General features: G+C 44.4%; 18 protein-coding genes. 10 read left to right on the top strand and 8 right to left on the bottom strand.

Annotated elements, in window-relative coordinates:
* Nucleotides 1–53: 53 nt before the first annotated feature.
* Nucleotides 54–1349, top strand: a complete 1296-nt coding sequence (gene hemL / locus AC0VYA_RS02490) for a glutamate-1-semialdehyde 2,1-aminomutase (RefSeq protein ID WP_475489945.1) — start codon at nt 54–56, stop codon at nt 1347–1349.
* Between the two features lie 44 nt (nt 1350–1393).
* On the top strand, nt 1394–2488 hold the full coding sequence (locus AC0VYA_RS02485) for an adenylate/guanylate cyclase domain-containing protein (RefSeq protein ID WP_475489944.1): 1095 nt from the start codon (nt 1394–1396) through the stop codon (nt 2486–2488).
* A gap of 362 nt (nt 2489–2850) precedes the next feature.
* Here the strand turns inward: AC0VYA_RS02485 and AC0VYA_RS02480 are convergent, their stop codons facing one another.
* The 3 genes from AC0VYA_RS02480 to AC0VYA_RS02470 form a co-directional block, all read right to left on the bottom strand.
* On the bottom strand, nt 2851–3771 hold the full coding sequence (locus AC0VYA_RS02480) for a Dyp-type peroxidase (RefSeq protein ID WP_011573407.1): 921 nt from the start codon (nt 3769–3771) through the stop codon (nt 2851–2853).
* A gap of 262 nt (nt 3772–4033) precedes the next feature.
* Nucleotides 4034–5167 carry a hypothetical protein gene (locus AC0VYA_RS02475; RefSeq protein WP_475489943.1) on the bottom strand — a complete coding sequence of 378 codons (1134 nt, stop codon included), beginning with the start codon at nt 5165–5167 and terminating at the stop codon, nt 4034–4036.
* A gap of 88 nt (nt 5168–5255) precedes the next feature.
* Nucleotides 5256–8939, bottom strand: coding sequence for a hypothetical protein (locus AC0VYA_RS02470; protein WP_475489942.1), 3684 nt, complete (start codon nt 8937–8939; stop codon nt 5256–5258).
* Nucleotides 8940–9270: 331 nt separating this feature from the next.
* Here AC0VYA_RS02470 and AC0VYA_RS02465 point away from each other — a divergent pair, with 331 nt between their 5' ends.
* Both AC0VYA_RS02465 and AC0VYA_RS02460 read left to right on the top strand, forming a co-directional pair.
* The gene (locus AC0VYA_RS02465) at nt 9271–12432 is read left to right on the top strand and encodes a ligand-binding sensor domain-containing protein (RefSeq protein WP_475489941.1); all 3162 of its coding nucleotides are present in this window, start codon (nt 9271–9273) and stop codon (nt 12430–12432) included.
* Nucleotides 12433–12473: 41 nt separating this feature from the next.
* The gene (locus AC0VYA_RS02460; RefSeq protein WP_475489940.1) at nt 12474–13277 is read left to right on the top strand and encodes a response regulator; all 804 of its coding nucleotides are present in this window, start codon (nt 12474–12476) and stop codon (nt 13275–13277) included.
* A gap of 128 nt (nt 13278–13405) precedes the next feature.
* Here AC0VYA_RS02460 and AC0VYA_RS02455 read toward each other — a convergent pair whose 3' ends face one another.
* Together AC0VYA_RS02455 and glnK are read right to left on the bottom strand one after the other, a co-directional pair.
* Nucleotides 13406–14674 (bottom strand): ammonium transporter, encoded by a 1269-nt coding sequence (locus AC0VYA_RS02455; protein WP_011573406.1) that lies wholly within the window; start codon nt 14672–14674, stop codon nt 13406–13408.
* A 20-nt stretch (nt 14675–14694) separates the two neighbouring features.
* Nucleotides 14695–15033 carry a P-II family nitrogen regulator gene (gene glnK / locus AC0VYA_RS02450; RefSeq protein WP_006992692.1) on the bottom strand — a complete coding sequence of 113 codons (339 nt, stop codon included), beginning with the start codon at nt 15031–15033 and terminating at the stop codon, nt 14695–14697.
* Nucleotides 15034–15468: 435 nt separating this feature from the next.
* On the opposite strand from glnK, the gene AC0VYA_RS02445 reads away from it, so the two are divergent.
* Entirely contained in the window at nt 15469–16335 is an 867-nt protein-coding gene (locus tag AC0VYA_RS02445) for a hypothetical protein (protein ID WP_475491021.1), read from the top strand.
* A 16-nt stretch (nt 16336–16351) separates the two neighbouring features.
* Here AC0VYA_RS02445 and mrcB read toward each other — a convergent pair whose 3' ends face one another.
* Nucleotides 16352–18697, bottom strand: coding sequence for a penicillin-binding protein 1B (gene mrcB, locus AC0VYA_RS02440; protein ID WP_475489939.1), 2346 nt, complete (start codon nt 18695–18697; stop codon nt 16352–16354).
* A 129-nt stretch (nt 18698–18826) separates the two neighbouring features.
* On the bottom strand, nt 18827–21307 hold the full coding sequence (gene hrpB / locus AC0VYA_RS02435) for an ATP-dependent helicase HrpB (protein ID WP_475489938.1): 2481 nt from the start codon (nt 21305–21307) through the stop codon (nt 18827–18829).
* Nucleotides 21308–21408: 101 nt separating this feature from the next.
* Between hrpB and thpR the strand changes: the two genes are divergently transcribed.
* Nucleotides 21409–21939, top strand: coding sequence for an RNA 2',3'-cyclic phosphodiesterase (thpR, locus tag AC0VYA_RS02430; RefSeq protein WP_475489937.1), 531 nt, complete (start codon nt 21409–21411; stop codon nt 21937–21939).
* 103 nt (nt 21940–22042) lie between these two features.
* Complete coding sequence (gene purU, locus AC0VYA_RS02425; protein ID WP_475489936.1) at nt 22043–22897, top strand: formyltetrahydrofolate deformylase; 855 nt, start codon at nt 22043–22045, stop codon at nt 22895–22897.
* Between the two features lie 42 nt (nt 22898–22939).
* On the opposite strand, the gene AC0VYA_RS02420 is transcribed toward purU, so the two are convergent.
* Nucleotides 22940–23509, bottom strand: coding sequence for a hypothetical protein (locus AC0VYA_RS02420; protein WP_475489935.1), 570 nt, complete (start codon nt 23507–23509; stop codon nt 22940–22942).
* Between the two features lie 284 nt (nt 23510–23793).
* Here AC0VYA_RS02420 and AC0VYA_RS02415 point away from each other — a divergent pair, with 284 nt between their 5' ends.
* From AC0VYA_RS02415 to AC0VYA_RS02405, 3 genes are read left to right on the top strand one after another with little or no spacing between them, the layout of a single operon-like run.
* Entirely contained in the window at nt 23794–25062 is a 1269-nt protein-coding gene (locus AC0VYA_RS02415; RefSeq protein WP_475489934.1) for a hypothetical protein, read from the top strand.
* A 1-nt stretch (nt 25063) separates the two neighbouring features.
* On the top strand, nt 25064–25492 hold the full coding sequence (locus AC0VYA_RS02410; RefSeq protein ID WP_473477895.1) for a type 2 periplasmic-binding domain-containing protein: 429 nt from the start codon (nt 25064–25066) through the stop codon (nt 25490–25492).
* A 21-nt stretch (nt 25493–25513) separates the two neighbouring features.
* Entirely contained in the window at nt 25514–26092 is a 579-nt protein-coding gene (locus AC0VYA_RS02405; RefSeq protein ID WP_473477893.1) for a paraquat-inducible protein A, read from the top strand.
* The last annotated feature ends 61 nt before the right edge of the window (nt 26093–26153 follow it).

Here is a 26153-nt window from a genome sequence, read left to right as displayed (position 1 = left end):
GCCCTATTTATCCACTTAGCCATTTCACAAAGTAATAGAAGAAGATTAATAATATGCAAAAATCAGAACAACTTTTCGCTCGCGCTCAAAAGCACATTCCTGGTGGGGTTAACTCTCCCGTGCGCGCATTTAAAGCCGTAGGTGGCACTCCCCCTTTCATCGAAAAGGCAGATGGCCCTTATTTATACGACGCCGACGGCAAACAATACATTGATTACGTGCAGTCGTGGGGACCAATGGTACTAGGCCACAACAACCCCATTATTCGCCAAGCGGTGATTGATGCCGCGCAAAATGGTCTAAGTTTTGGTGCACCAACTGAGGCAGAGGTTACCATTGCTGATTTAGTCAGCGAATTGGTGCCATCTATGGAAATGCTACGCATGGTCAACTCAGGTACCGAAGCCACTATGAGCGCTATTCGCCTAGCTAGAGGGTATACCAAGCGTGATAAAATCCTTAAATTCGAGGGTTGTTATCACGGTCACGCCGATGCCCTGCTGGTAAAAGCAGGATCAGGCGCGTTGACTTTTGGTGTACCTAGCTCACCTGGTATTCCAGCTGACTTTGCTAAACACACTCTGACAATGGAATACAATAATATCGACTCGGTAGTTCAAGCATTTGAGCAATACCCAGACGACATCGCCTGTATCATCGTGGAACCCGTTGCTGGAAATATGAATTGTATTCCCCCAGTCCACGGCTTCCTTCAAGGGTTGCGTGATGTGTGCGATAAATACGGCGCAGTGCTGATTTTTGATGAAGTCATGACCGGATTTCGCGTCGCGTTAGGCGGCGCACAAGCCAAATACAATATCGTGCCGGACTTAACGTGCCTCGGTAAAGTGATTGGCGGCGGCATGCCGGTAGGCGCTTTCGGTGGTAAACGCGACATCATGCAACACATCGCGCCTTCAGGCCCTGTGTATCAAGCGGGTACGCTATCTGGCAACCCAGTGGCGATGGCAGCAGGTTTAGCTGCCCTAAATCAAGTCAAACGCCCGGGCCTTTATGAAGAGTTAAGTGAAGCGACCAAAACCTTGGCAGAAGGCATAAAAGCCATCGCCAATGGACTGGGTATCCCCATGTCTGTTAACTATGCTGGCAGCATGTTTGGTCTGTTTTTCACTGATGTAGAGTGCGTCACGAACTACCAACAAGCGATTAACTGCAATACCAAGCAGTTTAATCATTTCTACCATGGCATGTTAGAAAACGGCGTTTATCTGGCACCTGCATCTTACGAAGCAGGCTTTGTATCGGCTCAGCATAGCCCTGAAATTATTCAGCAAACACTACAAATTGCTGAGAAGGTTCTGGCTGACGTAGCAAAAAAGTTCGGTTAATGTAGCTGTACCTAATCAATCGCTAGCGAAGCAATGTAAGTGTTATGTTGGAATTTATCTCTGAGTCCCTACTCGTTGTTTTGCTGGCGTTTTGTGTTGTTTGTTTAGTTGTCATCGCATTTTTACTGAAAAAGCTTAAAGCGTTAAGCCATGAAAAAATGTCTGATGTTACCCCAAAGCCTCGCGCGGTTAATCAGAAGTCTTTTGAAGAATTGCCCACCGAACGTTTCGAGCAACGAGCTGATGAAGCTTTGCGCCTGCGTCATACCTTTCAAAAATTTGTGCCAAAACAGTTTGTTGACCATTTTGCCAAACATGGGTCCAGCGTGCTTGAATTAGGCCACGCGGTGGAAGACGATGTAGCGATTTTGTTCTGTGACATTCGTGGCTTCACAGGTTTATCAGAAAATATGAGTCCGCAAGAACTGATGCGTTTTCTGAATTCATATTTCTTACGTATGAACGACCCCATTCATCTCAATGGCGGCTTTATCGACAAATTTATCGGCGATGCCATCATGGCATTATTTGATCACCCTGATGGCTGCGACGAAGACAAAGCCAGAGATGCACTGTGTGCTGCCCTCGACTTGCGCCAAGCACTGAGTATATATAATCAACATAGACAAAACAGTGGTTATCCATCAATTGAAATCGGCATAGGCATTCACTTTGGCCCTGTGGTACTTGGCACCGTTGGCTCTGATGATCGCATGGACACCACCGTAATCGGTGATAGCGTTAACATCGCTTATCGTTTGGAGGCATTAGCCCCTATTTATCACTGCGATATCGTAGTGAGCGCACAAGCATTGCAACAAGCCGCACAGCCTGAACGTTTTAACGCTCGCTTGCTGGATTGGGTTAAAGTAAAAGGGCGAAGCAATGCCATTGAAATACACGAAGTGATTGCTCACTTACCCAAAGAGCTTCAGCAGCTAAAGTTAAGTAACATGGCACTTATCAAGCAAGGCCTGACGTATCGATTTAAGCAAAACTGGGCACAAGCCATTAATTGCTTTGAACAAGCTGCCACGCTCTCACCAGATGATTACTTACCTAAACTGCACATCAGTCAATGCCAACAATTAGCCGAGCAAAAACTACTTGCCGACTGGGATGGAACCGTTCAGCTATAGTATTAAACGGCGTTCATACCAATCCACATGAGTAAATGACCAACCAGAATTCGTCCGAGGGATTTTAAACAAGGCGTCGGTGTACAGAATAGTTGCACCCTTTCAACTAATGAGAGTGCAAAAAAAGACAGCGGGGGCATTTTTTTAGACAAGCTGAATAATGCGAGAAAGTAAAAAACAGGGCAACCAGAGTGTTGCCCCTAAAAGTCCACGGAACACATACATTTAGCCTACAAGGCGAAAGGATAATAGAAGGGTTTTATGACAAAGCCATGGCGGCTACGTTACGATATCGTGACAAGGTTAAGCCACCTTATTGACCACATTCTCGCAGGCGCTCTCGTTCTCTGACCGCCGTTTAATTAATTTGCGCGCTGCTTAATAAAGGTAAGCGATGGAGCAAAAAACGCAGCGCCAGTTTCAGCACTGGTATAATCCAAAAAGCGGTCATATTCACCGTTTTCATCATTCATGATCATATTGCGTAGCATATGCTCGAATGGCTTAGGACTGCGAGCACAACTGACAAAAAACAGCCCCTGCACATGCATATCTCCATAGGGCATGCTCTGGCGCAAAATCCGCATAGGTCGGCTTTCATTGTCTGTAATCTGGGTACAATCGTAATGACTACGAGGTGATTTAAAGGCATCACTCAGGGGGCTGTTATCCGATTTTTTACGGCCCATTATGTATTCTTGATGATAGGCAGACAATTGCTCCCACTTAGCAATATTGTGACGGTACCTTTGCACATGTATGTAACTGCCACCAGCAAAGTCTGGATCGAGCTCCCCCACTAACGCGATATCTAACTTATGCATACCTTTGGGGTTGTCGTCGGCGTAAATAAATCCAGTTAAATCACGACCATCTAAATATCTGAATCCGCGTATATCTTCAATCAAATCCACATGGCTGCCAAGCAAACGCATGATTTCCATGGCAAGGGCATGGCAAATATCCGCCCTGTCAGCGCGAATTTGAATAAATAAATCACAAGGTGCGACAGGGGCACTGCGGTCATCACAGTGCATATCAGGAAACGGCGCTAATTCGACAGGAATTAATCCCGGATAAACGTCGTGCCAATAGCTACTGCCTATGGCAACAACGCCGGTGACCATTGCCTCATAATGCTCTTCATCATAATGGGCAAATAAGTCGACAATTTGTGCGATCTTGATGCGCATGACTGAATCATCATCATCGTTCACATTGAGCAGTAAATACAGGGCATGCAAGCTTGCTTCAGCACAAATCCCTTTTTGTGGTTGTGGCATATATTTCTTAGTGTCAGTGTAGTTTTAGTCAAGCGCTGTATTCATCTAAGGGGGATACCCAATAAATATTAATACCCTCTTACATGGGGCTTGGCGCTACCGGCTAATATACGCGATTTTGCACCTTAGGCATAATCCACACATTAAGAACGCCCAATACCGCTAAGGAAATGGCCGAAACTTAGCCACTTTAGCCCTTGGATTATAAAAAGGTTACTCACTAAGCAAGCGTAGACTCTTCGCAGTTGTTAAACAATCAGACTCAGAATGTGCAATATAGTCTCACGCCTAGGTTAAGCTGATATGCACTTTCGGCTTTTAATTTGTCGAGGGCGAGGGTGATATCTAACCATTTTGTTTCAAGCATTACCTGCGGTGTTGCTCGCTCTACATCCACCAACATGGTTAAGCGGCTCTTTTCAGCAAAAGAAAAGCTCGCTCCTAGTAGATAAAATTCATCGTTACCTATCGTTTTTAACTGGCTGTGTATTCCAATAGTTTCCATTTGATAATCGACTCGCAGATTAACTCGTTTAGGCATGTGGTAGTCATGGCTACTGCTGGTTTCGATACCGCTGTACAAGGGCTTGAAACCTGTAATTCCACTGGCTTTAATGTATTGATTATCAGTATCAACCACGCCATCACTAAAGCCCGCGTCATCCAAAGTAAAATGCGAGTACAGGTCCTGCGCGTCAAGGCGTAACATAAGTTTGGATGTAACCTGCCACGCTAAGGCGATATCCAAGGTGTAGCCGGTTCCACTGTTATTCCAGCGCTCACCATTGATGTTAGGGCGTTTCAAAAAATTGTTGTCAGTGTAGTACTCGGTTAACTGACCGCTACCTTGTAATTCACCCTCGCTGTTTTGGGAAAGCACACCGCGTAATGTGGAATCACGCGCATCAGTAATCGCCCAGTAGCCCAGTTTAATATGACTGAAAAAATCACCATTCTGCCACTGGTAACCTAAGCGTAAGCCTTTCGCGCGACTTTCTCGAAGTGAGAGTGCAAGGTCGTACGTTTGCTGGGCGTCGGCCGGCAGGTCGGCTCGATCGGCATAAAAGGCGTAAGCGGTATCAGGATTTGTATCGACAAAATAATCAACTCGGTACGCGGGGTTAATACTCCAATTATTGATTATTACTTCGCTGCCCAGCTCATTTTGGCTAAACGCGAGATCCGCATCATGCTTAGGCTGAGTAAGCCACTCATCCTCAACCAATTGCTTGATTGGTAAGATATGACTGTAGGACTCACTCGTGAAATACGCGCTGACTTGGCTCGAGGGAGCAAACCTGTGAGATTGCTCTTGTGCAAGTACATCACCGTGGCATATTGCTACACCAGTGCATGCCACCGAAATACATTTAAATATGTTTAGTTTTAGCATCATCTAGTACGAAGGAATTAACTACGAAAGAAGCATGCCACTCACAAAGTGAATGACATGCTTTTAAAGGTTATGAAAATGAGTGAGGTAACTACAGGCTTTCTACTGTTTCATCAGCGTAAAGCACCATAATGACACCGTTTCGGTCAACGATCTCAGCAGCAACTTCTGCGTTTGAGCCCACAATAATTTGACCAAGTCTTGCTTCGCCTTCGGCATCAGCCTGAGCTTGTACATTACTCAGTACTAAAGTCACATTTTCGTTGTTTCTGACGACGTAAGCATTTTCTTGCTCAGTGTTGGCGTTAACCGTGAACGAACGCTGAGTGTCCTCATCCGGGATTTGATACTGCACATCTAATGAGAACTGCCCTTCTTCACGTGCACTGCGTTGACCTTGTAATGTCAAGTCGAGTACGTAGTCGCCTAATGTCACTCCTACAGACAAGGCCGCATTTATATCAAAATAGGTTTCATCGTCTTCTAACTTAGTTTTTGAGTCGGGCTCAGCAATAACAGCATCAAAACGGGTACTCGCTCCGGCTGCTAAAGTCGAGAGTTCTTCGGCATTTAAGCGAATGTTATAAACCCCTTGCTCAGCAACGCTATAATCATCAAAGCTGTATTGAAGCTCTGTAAACGAATCACCATCCTTGTACTCCATCAAACCGGAGAATACATCTAAGGCATTGCTTGCTGTTAGCGGGTCATAGCCGATAGTAATTTCATCAAAAAAACTATCCCATTGTTCGTTGGCAGAAAGATAATAATTAGAGCTCGGGTTTTCGACTACTTCGTCCGTGCCATAGTCAATTAAATTACCTTCGCTATCAAAATACTCACCATAAAACACATTGACTTCATATCCATCTGCAATACCGTCACCGTTGTTGTCTCCTGGGATCAGAGACAAACGTTGAGCTTGACGATACTGCTGATAGAACGTCGCCTGCATATTCACCAATAGCAATGGTTTATCAAGGTTTCTAGCTGTTTTGTCGACACTAATGTGCTGCTTAAACACCTCGCCGTTTTCATCTGTAGATAATATCGAAACCTCATGGTTCCCCGCTTCATCTTCAACATAACCTGTGGTCACCGTTAATTGATCGTCTAGCGTAGCGGTCACCGTATTGGCATCGTCACTGACGTCAACGGCTAAGGCATCTTTAATACGTGCTTGATAAAGTATGCCGCTGAAAGACACATCCGCCCCAGGTGTGACTTGAGCTATATTTTCTTCTGTCCACAGCACAGCTACGTTGCCCAAATCAGGGAAATCAAATGTTGCCGGATAAGGACTGCCAATACGCATCTTAGTAAAACGTTCAGCAGCATTGCTCGCAACGTCCATCAAGTCACTAAATAGCCATCCAATGTGCGATAGCTCTTCAAAGCTATAATAAAATCCCACTGAGTTTGTCGTGCGCGATATCACAGCACCTTGAGCGTCAATGATCTCGCCCTCAGCGTTTAGCATCATGTCTCGGTTGATTTCAATATCTTGTGGGCCATCAGAGCTCAATTGCATTGAAAAGACTTCAAATCCCCCTACGCTGCCGTCATCGTTAAATGCAGGCACTATGGTTTGTGACCGAATTGAGTATCCGTCTTCCCCATACTTGTAGGTTTTTGTCATAAAGAAAGACTCGGAACGGTTACCGTTAAAGCCCCCACTGCTGAGCACAGTTTCCTCATAACCATTACCGAAGAAATCTTCTGTTGGCTCACTCGGCACAAAAGTCCGTACTTCTTTATAGGCTCCTTCGCTGAAAGTGAGCACCTCAAATACCCGAGTGCTGGTATAACCTGGGTGATCCGCTTCTGGTGGTACGATGGTTTTTAAGGTCAAACCATCTTCTGACACTTGAATGCCATACACATCATCTATTTCACGGCCAATATAAGTAAATTCAGGAGCTTGGTAACCATCAGCATTAGCCACATCAACCGTGAGTGAAGCACGAACCTCATCACCGCTGAGTGAACTGAAGCTACCAGCTAAACTGAGCACCTCTGGCAGGGCGACCACCTCGGACTGAGCGACATACAAATTCCCATTGTTGACTTGATGGTCGTAATCTTCACTTAGACGAGCAATCTCTAGCGGCAGTAATCTAGCCGAGACTTGACCGCTAAATGTCACAGGGTCTGTTACCGTATCACTGGTTTTTTGCGCCAAGGTAACATCAAGGGCTAATTCCCCTGCAATGGGCATGACGTCCACATCTCGACCTTGCAAGTAATCTAGGCTTTCGGCAGCGTCTGCCAGTTCAAGCACTATTTGACTGCCTTGTGCTATCGAAAAACTCGCTTGGGAATTGTCTAATGTTCCGTCAATCGCCAGCGTCACTTTCGTGCCAGTTTCGTCTAATACAACGCTTGCATTGAGACTAACCACTTGCCCGTCCGGCGAAGATGCATCAACGGCAAACAAATAGTTGGCTTCATCATAGGTAATACTGCCAACCACACCTTCAGCGTCGATAAGCTCGCTAATAGTAAAGACGGTTTGCGTTTCGCTCTCATCTTCTAGCGCTATGCTGAGTTGCGTGACAGCTTGAGCCACTTGACTGAGCAGCACAAAGTCATCCGCTTGGGCTTCAATCATTTGCCCTGCATCATCAAGTAAGGTTAGATATTCTTCACCTAACGTGGCGACCGCTGCATTTTCGTCACTTTGTAAATCAAACAAATTCGCCAATACGCGCACGTCATCAACCATGGCTTTGGCTTTGGCTACAGCATCACCTTGGGTGACTGTATCTGCCCCTACGGCTACGCGACCACTTTCACCGGCCAGTAGGTTATTATTCTGTTGTTCGTTTGCTAGCTTTACCTCCAGCTGCGATAACGAGGTCAATAGCGCTTGGGTATCTGTTAATTCAGCGTTGTCGGCAACGTTCTGAGCAACCGTGTCGGCCGCAGATTGTGCACCCGATAATACATCGCTAATCGCCAATTCAAAATCGTCATCTTCATCTTGGCTATTAAGCAACTGACCATTGCCTTCAACCAGATCTATCGCAAGTGCCGCAAATTTTTCAGACATCACGTTTTCCGCACTACTCTCGCCGGCAAACAAAGCTTGAGCGATACCGGCGTTAATAAGCCCATAGCGTAATTCATTATCGTTATCTTCAGCGGCAACTTGTGCGCTGTCTTCAATTGAAGTAGGTGTTTGGCTAGTTAAACTGCCTTGAATACCGAAAGTATTGGCAATAATTGCGCTTTGTTCGCTGATGACCTCTGCGCTGATCGATTCTTGTTGCTCAACCAAGATGGTGGCTAAGTGGGTTAGCGCAGAAACATTAAGTTGCGTTTCTTCCCCTGAAGTCACATTGGTCACAGACGATAAAGTAAAATTTGGGTCTAGCGCAGTTAGATCAACCGTTTCGCCGAATTCTGCGCTGCCGCAGCCTGCTGGCGCATCACATACCATGGTGGTTGGTGCATCGCTGTCTACGGATAACTCAATTTTTATTGGCCCGCTGTAGTCAAGCACAGTAAAGGTATATATACCTTGAGCGTCGGTTTTAATTTCGCTGTCTTTAAGCTCATCATTGGTTAGCGGCACCGCTGCGCCATCAACATATTTGAACACCGTTACGAGCGCATTGGCTAATAAGCCTTTGATCGCTTGGCCATTAATGGTGGTTTCCACTGGGGCTGGGGCCTCAATAACCGGCGCATCGACCTTACTATCTGAGGAGCCGCCACAGGCGCTGAGCAATGCAGCTACAGATACCGAAACTAACGTTTTGTGTGCTTTCATACTTATCCTTAATCAACTTTGGGCTGTTTTTATTATCTTCCGCTGCTTTTAACCCCAAACCATCCCATAAGCGCTTCTCAAAATAGAATGGGGTAACTGCCAGTGGATTTTTACGTTTGAGCAAGTGTCAAAATGTAAATCGCTGGCCAGTATTGCATCGTTTTATGTGTCGCTAAAAAGTCACTAATAGTCAGAGAAACAAAGGGTTGTGAGCATTTAAAAGGCGGAAATAGTTGAATTAGCACAATAAAAGAGTGAATTTTAATAGTTTCTTAGGCAGCAGAAATTTTGCATACTTATCAGCTATAAGCTATTGATACATGGACGTTTAGTGCAGTTTTTTACTCTTTTACTTAGCCTGGTTTTGTACAGTTTTTCTGCGCAATCTATACAGCAAACAGAACAGCATGCGGTGCAGCGGGACTTTTACTTTGACAATGTTTCTCTAGAGCAAGGACTAAATCAAGCCTCCGTTTATAGCCTAGCCAATGACCAATATGGCTTTACCTGGATAGGTACTCAGGATGGTCTTCATCGCTTTGATGGCAATACCGTCACGTTAGTTGATCTTAGTCCAAGCTCCTTGCCAAAATATCGCTACATTCGAGACATCAAAGCCTTTTCTGAGCATCTTTTTGTAGCAACCCTTGATGGCTTAGTCGTGGTTAACCAACTCTCTGGTGAGATACGATACGCTGAGTTATCAGGCGCAGGGGTGTACTCCATCGCTCAGATAAAGGATACATATTGGTTAGGCACAGACCGAGGTATTTATGTACTGGACGATGCATTGCAAATTCAAGCATTTTATGGAGGACAGAGCTCACCTCAGGCCCTGCCAGCAAGCTTTTGCGATAATATTTCGCAGACCGATAAGTGTCATATGTTTGTGCGCAAAATTTTGTACGACCCAACGCAAGACAAGATTTGGTTGAGTGCCAATAACGCCCTATTCAGTTATAGATCGAAGGAACAGCAATTTACGGCTCAGCTTTTTAGCGATAATCCTACGCAAAAAAATCACATACAAGACATGTTACTCGATAATGATAACAGGCTATGGTTAGGCACCGATAACGGCCTACACATAATCGACCAGTCTGGCGCTAGCCAACATATATATGCACAACCATACATAACTGATAGCTTGTCAGCCAATCGCATACTTACCTTGGCTATTGATAACGAAAACACCCTATGGGTCGGTACGCGCTCAGGGCTAAACTACCGTTCCCTCAATGCACCACAACCATTGCAAAAAGGCTGGACTAGTATATTCAACAATAATTTAAGCAACCATTCACTTCTTAGCAACACTGTTCGAAAGATATCTTTGGATGACTCAGGCCGCATTTGGATAGGAACAAACCGAGGTTTGTCGGTGACCAATTTACAACGTAAGCAAGTGGCTATTTACCGAGCAACAGACAGCCAAACATACAATAATTATATTTTGTCACTCACTGAACAAACGTCAGGCGCGCTTTGGGTGGGTACGCTTGCGGGCTTGTATAAATTTGACGGCGTCAGTGCGCAGCCAATCCCGGAATTAGCGAAAGTTGTGGTCTACGATACCTTACAAATTGACAATTTTTTGTGGGTTGCTGCGCGCAATAATCTTTATCAAATTGACTTGTTATCTCATAAAGTCATCCAGCATTTTGACGAAACCAACTCTCCTATCGGTGCTGCCTATAATTATAAATTAGCCGCAAAGGACGGTGTGTTGTGGGTAGGTTCAAGCGCAGGTTTGATCTCATTCGATATCACTGAGCGCAAGTGGCATGTGTGGGGTCCCAAACATACGCTTGGTAGAAAAGATATTTACACCCTCTCCATCAGCGAGAACACTATACTCATAGGCACCGGCAGTGGTCTAAGTACGTTTGAGATTAGCAGTCATCAATTTCGCCATTTCGATGAGCTAAACTCAGAGTTAAAGACAGACTGGGTATTCGATATTACCCCGAGGCACGATGATCAGTATTTTATTGCCACTGATGGTGGCGTGTACATATTTGATGCAAAGCACAATAAGTTTGAGTATCTGGGGATCACACAGGGCAATGCTTATTCGGTTTTGATTCAAACGGCTAACACAGAGCAACAAGACGAGACCCTGTGGGTAACTTCTAATAACGGGGTTTACCGATATTCCGTAAAAACAGGCTTAGCGCAGGTATTCAAAGAGGAGCATGGATTATCAAGCAACGAACATAATCTAAATGCAGCCTTACTTGATAGTCAAAACCGCTTGGTGTTGGGAACAATCAATGGTTTTGTTGTGTTTGAACCTGAAACCTTTATCAGTAATGAAGTTCCGTCTTATTCTCGGGTAATTTCAAGTGTTGATTATGCCGGTGATACCTATGGCCTCTGGGAAAAAGTACCACAGATAACCTCTCGTCCACTGTTTTTGACCACCGCTTTGGACCTCGATTGGACGGTTGAAAACTTCACTCTAACGTTTAACCAGCCTTATTTCGGCCTAGTAGCCCCCAAAGCAACAAGCATTGATTACCGAAATACCAGCCTTAGCTTAAGCAGACTGGCAAACGGAAAATTTGATATCCCCTTATCAGACAAGCCCGGTGACGTGCTAAGCGTGGCTAAGAAAGGCCACCCGCTGCTTTCTACTTTCGCCTATATCAGCTATTTAATTTTAGTGTCTTTGCTAGTCTTTTTAATGCTCAAATGGCTATATGATCGCCGATATACCCGTATGCTGTTAAATAAAAATCATATGATTTTGGAGCAACACAAGCAAATTAAGCAACACTTGTCATTCAAGGAAAATTTGTATCTACAGATACAACACAGCTTTAAATCACCCGTATTTGCCAGTATCGGATTATCCAAGCAGATCGATAAACGTTTGCAGCAAGACTACCCACTGTCTGCAAGTGACATCGATAGCCTTAAGCGCAAAAACCATAAGCTACAAAGTGCCCTAACGGATACGTCTGAGCTAATCGATGAATTATTGCAATTGAGCAAACAAGGCTTTCAAGCGCCAGAACTGACCGACCAGCCGATACGACAAACGATGATGCAAACGATCGAACTTATTCAGCCTATTGCCCATGATACCAATGTTTTTGTTGAGGTAGACATTGCCCAGTCAGTGACAGAAGAACTAGTGTTGCATGCACCTGAGAAAGCACTTTTTCTGATTATTGAAAACATATTAACCAATGCCATAAAGTTTTCAGAGCGACAGGGAATTGTGAAACTATATGCCGATGTGAAAGAGCATATCCTGCGGATAAATGTTCGAGATCAAGGCTGTGGATTTGATGAGCAAGATTTAGATAAAATTTTTCAGCTACATTATCGCTCTGATAGTAACTCATACAAAAGTAGGGGGTCCGGTGTGGGATTAACCAATGTAAAGTCCTTGCTCGACCTACTCAATGGTAGCATTGAATTTGTTACTCAAAACAACGAGAAAGGTACAAATGTGTGGGTCCATATACCCTTTGTTAGACCTTGAACAAGGCTATATGTTGATTATTTTTCACTTACGTTTTTTAAATGCAGTTACTAAGAATGTTAATCGATCACTATTTCACCGAGTTAAATAAACTAACCGAGAATAATCAAAAAGTGATGATCGTCGACGACGACAGCTCAATGACAGATTATCTCGAAGAGTTATGTTTAGATTTAGGTATCGAGCCCTTTGTCTATCACGATGCTCTGATAGCACTTGAGAATATGTCACTGGTAAGCCCATCGCTCATTATTGTCGATTGGCTTATGCAGCCTATGAACGGCTTAAATTTTATGCGAGCCGTACGAAGAAAATATTCTAAATCGGTCTTTATACTGTTTTTAACCGGTTCAGCCCAAGACGACACCCATAAAAAAGCCCTACAACATGGTGCAACCGTATTCTTAGAAAAAGCAGAGCGATACAGTGATATTTTGGAAGAGCAGATTAAAACGCTTACCGATGCCATACCCAATAATGAACACAGTGAGCAAGTCCATTTAAGTGCCTTAGGTATGAATGAAAAAGAATTGACGGTATTGCTCGATTTCCATCAAGCGGCACAGAAGCGGATTAAATCGGGGGCTAAACTCAAAGATATATACGCCCTAATGACTCAGCCCAAAAATAAGTTAAACCTAATTCTGAGCAATTACTTCCAGCTATCAAGCCAAGAATACATCATCAGTTATCGCTTATTTTTAGCATCTAAACTACTACACCAATTACCGTCTACCCAAGAGGTCGCTGACGTATTGGGTTATTCCAACTCTGCGAATTTTAGTAATGCTTTTAAAGCAAAATATACTGTACCTCCGCTAAAATTTCTTAAAAATACCCTTTGATAAAACAAAAAAGCCTCGCTGAGCGAGGCTTTTTATTTTTGCATATATCCCCCGATTCAAAGGGATTAGGTGAGTATTGTTATTATGATTGACCCACCTTTTGTGTGTTTTACTTATTTAAGCGTTGCTTAACGGCCGCTGGTGAAGTCTGGGTAGGCTTCTAATCCACATTCGCTAATATCAACACCTTCGAACTCTTCTTCTTCAGTCACTCTGATACCCATCACAGCTTTGAGGATTGCCCAAACAATCAAGCTAGCGAAGAATACCCATACGAAGATAGTCATAGCACCAACGAATTGACCAAGATAAGTCGCGCCATCATTCGTTGCAGGCACCACCATTACGCCGAAGAAACCTACCACACCGTGTACAGAGATAGCACCTACTGGATCATCAATTTTCAGCTTATCAAGGCTGATAATAGAGAACACTACAATCACACCACCAATAGCACCAATAATAGTTGCGCCCAATGCCGATGGTGTTGAAGGCTCAGCCGTAATGGCGACTAAGCCAGCCAATGCACCGTTAAGCACCATGGTTAAATCCGCTTTCTTAAACAAGATTTTAGCCAGGACTAAGGCCGCTACTGCCCCACCTGCTGCTGCTGCATTTGTGTTTAAGAACACCATAGCCACTGAGTTAGCATTAGCAATGTCGCCCAGTTTTAATACTGAACCACCGTTGAAACCGAACCAACCCATCCACAAAATAAACGTGCCTAATGTCGCCATAGGTAGGTTTGCGCCTGGGATAGCGTTTACTTTGCCATCAGCAGTATATTTGCCTTTACGAGCACCCAGTAACAATACACCTGCAAGCGCTGCAGCTGCACCAGCCATGTGCACGATACCTGAACCTGCAAAATCAGAGAAACCAAAGTCATCGCCTAGGCTATATAGACCAAATACAGAGTTACCACCCCATGTCCAGCCACCTTCCATAGGATAGATGAATGCGGTCATTACAACGGCGAAAGCAAGGAAAGCCCAAAGTTTCATACGCTCAGCTACCGCGCCAGATACAATTGACATAGCAGTTGCTACGAATACAACTTGGAAGAAGAAATCTGATGCGCCCGAGTAAATCGAACCACCTTCAAAACCATCTTCACGACCAGCAAATTCGCCTAGAGTTTCTGTAACATCAACACTTTCGATGCCTGTTAAGAAGTAATCGCCGCCGTACATAATGGCGTAGCCGCACACTAAGTACATAAGACAAGAAATCGCGAAAAGCGCGATATTTTTAGTGAGTATTTCGGTAGTGTTCTTTGAGCGAACTAAACCTGCTTCTAACATAGAGAAGCCAGCGGCCATCCACATTACGAGTGCGCCACACACTAGGAAATAAAACGTATCCATAGCGTATTGAAGGTGAAATGCTTGTTCCATTATTATTATCCTCTGTATCTCTAAATAGCTTCGCCGTCGGTCTCACCCGTACGAATTCGAACTGCGTGCTCTAAGTCATAAACAAAGACCTTGCCGTCACCGATTTTGCCGGTTTTAGCGGCGCCTACGATGGCCTCAACCAAACGTTCCACTTGGTCGTCTTGAACCGCGACCTCTAGCTTCACTTTTGGTAAGAAATCCACTTGATACTCCGCACCACGATATAATTCAGTGTGACCTTTTTGACGCCCAAAACCTTTGACTTCGGTAACGGTTAACCCGTCAATCCCTATTTCAGAAATGGCTTCGCGCACATCATCTAGCTTGAATGGCTTGATGATCGCTGTGACTAGTTTCATATTGCTGCTCCCGATATTTATTATGATAATTGCGCTACGTTTGCAGAAGATAGAACAAGAGACATGCCATAAATTTTAAACTAATAAAATCATTAACTTACGTTGAAAAAGTATTAACTTAGGAACACACCCCGCACAAAACTGGTTCAATTTTGGTCAATTGCACCGAATTAGCGCACAAGGCCAGTATTAAATTTTGTATCATCACGTTTCAGTGAATAATCGCGGTTGAGTGGAAGTTGTTTGAACAGGGTATAAGCACATATCGCGTGTAAGGAAATGGTGGTGCGCAGAATTAAACTAGGTCGAACGACACTGCGCCTTCCATCTTTACACTACCTTTACATAGCGGCTGCTGAACTTAACAGGCGATCTGTTACTCTACTCTGTTTTTAATCCATTAATGATCACGTGCTTATAACAGACCACTACCCAATGAAAGCGGATTTCAGCCCCAGCTTACCGCCAAGACCAAAAGCGAAAATGGGAACATTATGGATAATTTTAGTGTCTTTACTGTTACACGTTATTATTTTCGCGCTCATTGCCCGCACGCCAAACGAAATACCGAATTTCGAAACATCACAAGACAGTACGCCTCAAATTAAGCCTATTACTGCCCGGTTGATCTTTCCCACTATCAGCGTGCCCCCTGAACCCGCACCTGAGCCTGCGCCAGTCGATAAACCTGCGTTAGAGTCAGAGACGGTACCCGAGCCTAAAGCCGGTGCCCAACTCGAAGAGCCGGCAGTGGTAGAGCAAGTCCCACCAGCGGTTGTGACGCCAGAACCTACGCCTACGCCGTTAGCTGAAATAGCGCCTGAGCCCACCCCAGAGCCTGAACCGACGCCAGAGGTAGCACCACCAGAAACGAAGAATGAAGCCAGTTTTATGCAGCAAGATCCCATGGCGCTTCCAGAAAGCAACAAGAGACCAAAGCTCGCTGAAGGGCAAGAACAAACTGTAGCGGATAAGGTTAAAGATCAACTTCACAGCTCTACCCAACAATCTATCGCGGATTTAGCAGCCGAAGAAGCCGCGCGTTATCGACGTGAGCAAACATCGCCAAGCTTGTTTGATAAGCCTGAACTAAGTCAGTTAACGGAAGACGAAAAGCTGGAAAAAGAAAACGAAGTATTGGCAGATTGCTCTAGTTACACCAACAAAGGCGTAGCTGTATTGTCAGGGTTGATGGGTGGCAATATTAAATGTACTACCACCAATGGTGCTGAATCGTTTATCCAAGACAGGCTGAATAAAACAGCCCATCTACCTGCCATGAAAGACAAAAAAAACAACTAACCTTGCGGGTCAACGCTTAGTTACCGAACAGCCTTTCCCATAGTGATTTCTTGAGTGGGCCTCGTACTTCCCCGTTACAGGTTTTTGGCACAGGAGGAAGGGCGTCCAAAATCGCCGGAACACTAATGGTATTAGCACAACCTGGGCGGCTAAGCGCACCGCTTTGCTCTTCAAAATGGGCAATACCCAACCCTTTAGGATAGCGCCTGACGAATGACTTAGGTTGCTGCAGCTTCTGGTAACCAATAAATAACTGCATAGCACCACTGGCACCGCTCAAATTAATAGGTTCGTTGTTGTCTTTCCCCATCCAACTGGTTACTAAAATATTATTATCAAATCCGCTGAACCAACTGTCACGATAATCATCTGTGGTGCCGGTTTTACCTGCCATATTGATATCGCCGAAGGTTTGTTTTATCTGTCTTGCCGTCCCTTCACGCGTCACTTTGTGTAGTGCGTAGTTTAATAAGTAAGTGGCTTTATGATCTGCTCGCTGCTCCCCTCTTGCACTAAAACGCCATAATGGCTTGTTCTTCGGCGATAAAACGGCCGTTACCGCGTGCAAAGGAATGAATCGCCCATTGTTTGCGATGGTTTGATACATCTGATTGACTTGAATAGGAGATAAATTCACCGCCCCTAACGTCATTGCTGGATAGATATCCATCGGCTCGTTCACGCCTAAACGCTCCACGGTGGCAGCAATATCGTCTAGCCCGACTTCCATGCCCAGGTTTACCGTTGGAACATTCAAGGATTGTGTTAACGCTTCCACTAAACTGACTTGACCGCGGAATTTTTTATCGGCGTTTTTCGGCTCCCACATTTTTCCATAGGTACTTTTTAAGCTAATGGGTTCGTCTTTTAACGGAGTCGCCAAATTATATTGCGCCGCACGCTCTAATGCGGTCAAGTAAATGGCAGGTTTTATCAGTGAACCGATAGCTCTTTTGGCGTCGAGTGCCCGATTAAAGCCTTGAAATTGCGGATTAACGTCACCGACGATGGAGCGTACTTCACCGCTTTTAATATCCGTTACCACCATAGCTGCTTGCAAAGCGGTCAGTTTCATACGCTTTTGCTGGGCTTTTACTCCCACTTTTAGGGCTTGTTCGGCTTTTCTCTGGGCCACAGAGTCCAAGGTCGTGAAGACTTTCAGACCAGACTCTCGCATGTTTGGGTCCGACAAAACCGTTTTTAATTCTCTGCGCACCATGCTCATAAAGGCAGGGGGCTTTCCAGAGGTTAAACTTGCCCCGGTTGCCAAATTAAGAGGTTGATTAATAGCGTATTCGTATTCGTTTCTTTGCAGTTCGTTGTTTTCAAATAGGATACGCAGTACCAAATTTCTACGCTCAATGACTCGCTCAGGATGACGTCTTGGATTGTAATAAGACGGCCCTTTTATGATACCAACCAAGGTCGCTATTTCCGCTACGTTTAATTCAGCAATCGGACGGTCGAAATAAAACAAGCTGGCTAAACCAAAACCATGTACACCTGTGTTGCCATTTTGACCGAGAAAAACTTCATTGAGATACGCTTCGATAATTTCATCTTTGCTGTAACGTGCGTCGATAATCAACGCCATTAATGCTTCTTTAGCTTTGCGTACCAGTGACTTTTCATTGGTTAAAAACAGATTTTTAACCAATTGCTGGGTCAAGGTGCTGCCGCCTTGAACCGCTCGCCCTGCGGATACATTGGCAATAAGCGCGCGTAATATAGAAAGCGGTGCAATACCATAATGTTTGTAAAAGTCTTTATCTTCAACCAACACCAACGCCTTGATAAGGGACTGCGGTACGCCATCTAAATTGACCAACATGCGATCTTCTCGCCCACTGCTCATTAGGCGAGTCACAAGCCAAGGCTCCAAGTAAACGTCATTTAAGGCTTGGTTATTATCTAAATTGCGTAAGCTTGCAACCCGGCCATTGGCCAATGTTATATCCAGTGCGACTTCAGATTCTTTGCCATGAGGAAAATGAAAAGCACGACGTTGAATACGTACCCCTGTGGCCTTTAATTGATATTCTCCGGTATCGTCTGCGTGGCGTACTTTGCGATAACCCAGTAGTTCTAGTTCCTCAACTATCTCTTGAGTCGTTATCTCTTGTTTAAGCTCAAAATGCATTGGGCGCGCAAAAATTTGAGCAGGCACCTGCCACTTATTACCACTAAATTGCTTCACAATTTGTGCGTCTAAATACACTCCGTATGCAGCTACAACGGCGGTCAAAATAATGAGTAAGCGCCACCAATTGCGCTTAAGCCACACCCAAGGATGTAAACGCCTGAGCTTGGATGATGCCCCTGACTGGCTGGATTTAGACTTATTTTTAGCGGTTTTTTTCATAATATTTTATAAATCACCTTAAATATCGCACCGTTACTCAAATCCCGTATTATTGAGATGAACAATGATATTTATCTGTTGATGGATAAGAGAAAAAGAGGGAGGTTCGCTCGCGCATATCCTAGCAGTTCACTGGGTATTGCTCATCTTCTTTTTTGTCTTACTGGTAGCTTGTGCATTAGCCGGATCGTCAGGCCAAAAATGCTTTTGGTAACGACCTTTCATTTCTTTTTGTACTTCTTTGTAACTGCCTTTCCAAAAACCGGCTAAATCTTGGGTCTGCTGCAGTGGGCGACCCGCCGGTGAGAGCAAAATCATTTGTATTTTTACTTTACCTCTAGCGACACTAGGGGTGTCCGCTAAACCATAAACTTCTTGCATCCTGACAGATAGAGACGCTCCACCTACAGCATCATACTGTACGCTAATACGACTGGTGCTTGGCACGGTTATTTTAGTGGGAAATAACTGATTAAGTGCCTGCTGCGAGGCGTAATCTAGTTGATTAAATAATAACGAATAAAAGTCTAATTTCGACAGTTGTTGCCAACTCAACACATCATGCAAATATGGCATTAGCCAGTGATGAAGATTGCTTAATAGCCCAAACTCACTGACATCCGGCCATTGCCCATCGGTTAAGTACTCTTTAGCCATCCGTAAACGATAGATAAGTTGCAATGCGGCGTCGTTAAAAGGCAGGCTCATCACACCCCGCTCTTTAATTTGCTTATGCCATAAAGCAGTTATTTGCTCAACGCTCGGCTTAGCGCTGGGCATTTTCTTAAGCACAATTCGGCCCAATCGCTGCACAGATTGAGTTACGATGGCCGAGCGAGAGCTATCCCACTCGCAGCGCGTTTCAGAGTCGATAAGATGATTGAAATATTTGTCTATTTGCTGTCGACTAAGAGGCTCTGCTAGCATGATTTTAGCGTTGCTTTGCGCACTATTGGTGAGCATCATCTGCCCTACCGCTAACCATGATTGGCCCATTAGCGAGTCATGTTCACTGAGCTGAGCCCCCGTCCCATCAACAAGCCCGTAGCGACCTGAGTCACTTGCTTTAGCAATCCAGTGTGGGAAAGCAAAGCCAAGTAGTACACCTGTATCTTCTAAAGGCCAATGAGTGACATCACATGCTAGTTTTTTATGCCACTGGCGAATGGCTCGCCACAAAGGGTGACTTTTCTGTTGCTGTAATAGGATCAGTCGATCGTAACAAAGGCTGCCAGCTTGAGCCCCAAGCGGATCCTTATCTTCTAACAGCGCCGCCAAAGCGCAGGCTAAACTTCGATGCCCTGCACTGAGCTCGCTGCTCTTGAGTAACATAGTCGCAATATGCGCTTGGCTGCCAAGCGAGTGAACCTCTTTGCCATGAGGAGTAACCTGAAAATTAGCATCGATGATTTGCAAGCCCATTAACACGCTGTGAGCTTGAGCAATTTGTGCATCACTTGGCATATCAATAAGCGCAAACTCAGAAATTTGCGCCCCCCAAACGCAGGCTTCAAGTAAGAAAGGAGATATGTCGCTAGTGAGGATCTCGGCTTGGCCGTGTTCAGCTAAACGTTGGTGTTGCTCTTTGCTCCACAATCTATAACACACTCCCGGTCCTAAACGCCCTGCACGGCCAGCGCGCTGAATAGCTGATGCTTTTGAAATCATCTGACTGCGCAACTGAGTAAGCCCTTTATTTAGCTGGTAAATCGCGCCTTTTTGCATACCGCTATCAACCACAACACTCACACCTTCAATGGTTAGGCTGGTTTCAGCAATATTGGTAGCGAGTATAATTTTACGTCGCCCTTGGGGGTCGGGTAGCAACGCAGCTTCTTGAGCCGCTAAGGTTTGTTGAGAGAACAAACAATGTATTTGGCAGCCTTTGGAAAGTGATTGGGCAAGTATTTTTTCACAACGACGAATTTCACCTTGGCCGGGTAAAAAGACCAATATGTCTCCTTGATGCTTTGCGGCTGCGAATAACGTCAAACGTGCTGTTTTATCTACAATAGAGCCCGCAGTGGCATCTGGCCGGTAGTAGGTTTCAATAGGGTAACCTCTCCCCTCACAGGCGATAGAATCAGCGTTAGGCAACAGTTTTTCTAAGCTTGAAACGTCCAAGGTGGCTGACATCACCAATAAGCGCAAGTCGTCGCGTAAGGCGTCTTTCACTTCTAGGCACAATGCCAACGAAAAGTCGGCGTGCATGCTGCGCTCATGAAACTCGTCGAAAATAACCAGACTCACGCTCGATAATTCTGGGTCATTTTGCAACATGCGGGTCAGTATGCCCTCAGTAACAATCTCGAGACGGGTCGCCTTGCTAACACGGCTATCACCACGTATACGATATCCTACTGTTTGCCCTACTTCCTCCCCCAGTTGCTTGGCTAGATAGTGGGCGATATTTCGTGCGGCAATACGCCTTGGTTGCAACATAATGATTTTTTGTGTGGCAAACGTACTGTGCTGCAATAAAGCTAATGGCACACGGGTTGACTTGCCTGCGCCTGGCGGGGCAACCAGTATGACATCATTGTTGTTCAGGCCATCGTGCAGCGCCGGTAGGATATCTTCGACGGGTAATTGTGTGTTCACTGAAAACAAAGCGGTATCTCATGCAAATTAACGGGATAGGCCGAGCACTAGCGCCTTCGCTTAGTGTATCCTGTGGTGATTTTCATTGCAGAAGTTTTCAGGAGTATCCTATGCGCGCTTTTTTCGCTCTTACCCCACCTGGCACCACTAAGTTAGCCATAGAAACTTGGCGCGATAAAGCGTTCCCGCAATTTTATAGTCCAGTCAAAGCGAGTAATTTTCACATTACCTTGGCCTTTTTAGGTAATATAAACGAATCGCAACTTGACTCTCTCAGTCAGTATATTGATGCGCACTTAAATACCCAATGCTTTTCACTCACTTTGGATTATGTTGGCTATTGGTCGAAACCCAAAGCGTTGTGGCTGGGTAACACTCAAGTTTCAAAAGAACAACTCGATTTGGTGGCATTACTACAAAAAGCGTCACCAGCGTGTGGCATTACCATGCAAAAGCGCGATTATATATCTCATTTAACGTTGGCTAGAAAATGCAGTGAAAATCCACCGGCTGCGTTAATAGAGCCTAATTTTGCATTTCAAGCAACCGAACTGACCTTATACGAATCGGCTTCAAGTGCACATGGCGTCACCTACCGGCCAGTACTAACCTGGCCGTTTTCACCCCGTTTCTCCTTTTAAGCAAAAAATAATACAATTTGAGCTAATCCATAACGATTCGCTATTTACCTTGCTTCGCTAGCAAGGTAAAACAGGTGCAAATTTTTGAAGTGATGATTTCCCCATGGAACAAACATTAAGACTGGTCATCGATTGTCCAGATCAAGTTGGCCTTGTCGCCAGCGTGAGCCAATTTTTAGCCCAACATAACGCGACAATCGTTGAAGCAAGTCATCATACTGATTTGCAAACAGGGCGCTTTTTTATGCGTCATGAGATTTCTACTGACTCATTAACCATGGATATTGAACAGATCCGCTTGGGTTTCGCACCGATTGCAGAAAAATACTCAATGAATTGGAAATTAATAGATTCGAGTAAGAAACCAAAAATGGCACTACTGGCCAGTCATGAATCCCACTGCTTAATGGATTTGTTACACCGCTGGCACAGTAAAGAGCTTAACTGTGAAATCCCCTGCATTATTGCCAACCACCCGCAGATGAAACAATTTGCTGACTGGCATAGCATTCCTTTTCATTGGATAGATTTTAAATCACTCGGTAAAGAAGCGGCATTCGCTCAAATCAGTCAATTGATTAAACAATACGATATTGATTTGACGGTCCTTGCGCGCTTTATGCAAATTCTACCTGACGCTTTGTGCAAAGAGTTAGCCGGGCGAGCGATTAATATTCATCACAGTTTCTTACCATCGTTTGCCGGTGCAAAACCTTATCAACAAGCCTATGACAGGGGGGTAAAGCTGATTGGTGCTACGTGCCATTATGTAACAAGTGACTTAGATGAAGGCCCTATCATCGAGCAGGAAGTAATGCGGATTAGTCATAGTGATTCAGCGCAAGATATGGTGCGTAAAGGCAAGAATTGTGAAAAAACAGCGTTAGCGAATGGCGTTCGCTATCATTTGGAAGACAGAGTGATTATTCATCATTCGAAAACCGTGGTATTTGCTTAAGTTAACAGTAACGCTGTCAGGCGGTCATTCGCTAAAAGTACGCTAGAAGTTCGCGACGTATACCAAATTAATCTGTTTGTCTGCTCGCCCTTGACCTGCCCACGCCTGACTAGCATCGTTTGCTTGCCAAAGGGCTCGGGATACAGCAACTTCTACGTACTGTTTCTCAGAGTCCAACATAAAGCGCGAGCTCAATAACCATTGATTGCTCGCAGGAAGTTGAATATCAGCACCTTGAGAGGTTTCAAGGTTGGTGTCCATCTGGCGAACGTATCCTAAGCCTAAACTCACGCGATGATTCAAACGATAACGGGGTAAAATGGCCCATTGACGAGTGGTTGTTTTTTGATTGTGAGCGCCCCAACTCAGTTCACCTTTCACATATCCAATTTGAGTATCAATAGAAAGACCCTCACCAAGTTCTTGATGGAATGTGAGTTGATAATCACGTTGATGACACCCATCGAATTTGATGCTTTTTTTATCGAAGTCTAATTCTGCACTTTGCGGTAAGGTTTGCTTTAACCATTGCAATGTTTGCTGCCAATTCAATTCTGTGGCGGCCCCCTGTGAGGCATAAACAATGGCTATAAAACAAATGATGATTCGCAATGGAGTGACTCTATCAAAAATACTCAGGATGTAACTGTAGCTCGCAAATCGCGGCAATGGGTATTGAAGTGCATTATTTAGTATTTTTTTTAATACCTAAAACACGTTATTGCCCGCTATACTAACGGTCTAACACGCTGCAAATAGGTATATCCACTGGTCATTTTGTTATCACTAAGACAAATTACCTAGATGATTCGCCAGACTATTATGTAATCATGTTATTTGAAGCTTTGGCATCAAGCCTATTACGGCCACCCTGAATTTAGAGAACATTATTAACCATGCCTAACTACACTACACTAGCTCGAAGCACGTTTACGTACTTACTACTCAGCATAGTCAGTATAGACATGGCACTCGCTGAAAGTGACATGATTAAATTCAATGGCTTCGCCACTTTGGGAGCTATTTATAATGACAGTGATGATTTGGGATTCCATACCAATTTTAAAACACCAGCCCGTAGCGGTTTTTCGTTCGCACCAGATTCGCTAATAGGTGCTCAAGCGAATATTAGCTTCGCCCCCCAATGGGATGCGATTGTGCAAGCCGTCTATAGAGACAAACAAGATTCTTCTGTACTCAATTATATTGATGTGGCCTTCTTACGATACAAGTTAGACAGTCGCTGGGAATTTCGTGCAGGTCGAATGAACACTGACATTTACTTTTTATCTGAATACAAATCAGTGGGATATGCTTACCTCTGGGCACGCCCACCTGCTGAGTTCTATAGCAAGGTCACATCCGTATCTCAGTTTGAAGGGGCTGATATCGCCTATAAGCACTCCCTAGGAAATGGCTTTTTACAGCTAAAAGCTGGATTTGGTGAGTCTGATGCCCGTATTGCTACTACGGGACGAGCATATGATATCGATTTTACTGATGTGTTAACCACTTCAGTTTCTTATCAGCAAGATAATTGGCAGCTAAGAGCTTCATATCTAAGTGCAGAAGTAGACAACTTTAGCGCAGATTTAAGCGCTTTCGATGCCGCAATCGCGCTGTTTCCACCAAGCGTTTGGCCAGGCGGCCCTGAATTACTTGATAGAGTAAGTTTCGAAAGCAAAGATCAACAATTTTTCGGTCTTGGATATCAATATGATAACGACTTATGGTTAGTGCAAACTGAATTAGGATTCATTAAATCTGACTGGGAATTAGAGCGAGATTCTGTCTCTGGTTATCTCAGTATAGGGTATCAACCTGAGGGTATTACTTATTTCGTGACCGTGTCCGCCATCGAGCCAACAAAAGATAATGTGGATGACGGTGTAGGTGAAATATCCCCATTTGCTCCTGCCGAAGTCGTGGCAACCATCCAGTCATTTGGTCCTAGCATAACGAACTTATTTAATCAGAATAGAACCAAACAACATACGTTTAGCTTAGGTACAAAATGGCAACTATCAGCGTCCTTAATTGCGAAATTTCAGATGGATTACAGCGTTATTGCTGACGATGGGTTCGGCATATGGAAAGTTAACGTTCAACCAGATTCGAGGGAGAGCGTCACAGTGACGAGCCTTAACCTGAATTGGGTATTTTAGCATGGGTGCTCTCATCACTCGTTTTTTTAGTATTGTTGCACTGATTGTCGTTTCTCACTCAAGCCTCGCCTTGGTGGTTGTAGTCGGGAAAGGTAATACCCTTGATTCGTTGAGTAAAACGCAGGTCATTGATATTTACATGGGTCGATATAATACCTTCCCAAATGGTGTAGTAGCAAAACCGTTAGATCGCACTACTGGCAGTAATGAAAAGCAGCAGTTTTATCAATTATTAGTCAATAAAAGTGAAGAGAAGATTAATGCTTATTGGGCTCGCCTTCTGTTCTCAGGCCGCGCAAGTCCACCGAGTAATTTTCCTTCAAATGATGAAATGCTTGATGAGCTTCGTCGCTCAGATAAAGCGATTGGGTATGTTCTAGAATCAGAGGTGGATGATTCGTTAAAAGTCGTTTATCGTTTCGAGGAGTAGCGCTACATACGAGACGATTTTTTGAAAAAGCACCTATCATTCGCCCTGAACATCATGGCTATCGCACTTTTTATTCCAGGCATTACCCTGCCCATGTTCGCATTAAGCATGGAAATGACCGCACTGTTAAATACTGCAGGCATGACATCCAATCTTATCGACAAAGAATTATCTATTTTGAGCATGGTGCATGAACTTTGGGACAGTGAACGTTTTTTAGTTGCTGCCTTGATTTTTTTATTCTCAGTGTGTATTCCAATTTTAAAGACCACTTTGATGAGCATCATGTATTTTACTCGTAACCATAATTTGGCTCGCCAAGTAACGCAATTTGTGGCAACTATTGGTAAGTGGTCAATGGCTGATGTGTTCGTAGTTGCGGTCTTTTTAGCTATTTTATCCACCAATCATGCAGATACCTTGTCCCAAGAAACTCTCAATTTATTTGGCTTCACCATAGGTATTGATATCAGTACCCAAACCCTATCAGCCGCGGGTGACGGCTTTTTCTATTTTGTCGGCTATTGCTTAATATCATTGCTGGCCAGTCATATAGCCACATCACCCTATACACTGCAACGCGTCGAAATCGATGTATAAAAACTAAAAAGGCCGCTAATGCGACCTTTTGTACCAATCCGCATTAATAAGTGCCCGCCTC

The organism is Paraglaciecola sp. QJM3NY_14, from assembly GCF_056173245.1.
The sequence above is the reverse complement of the archived record's forward strand: the minus strand, read 5'-3'. Positions and strand labels throughout refer to the sequence as shown.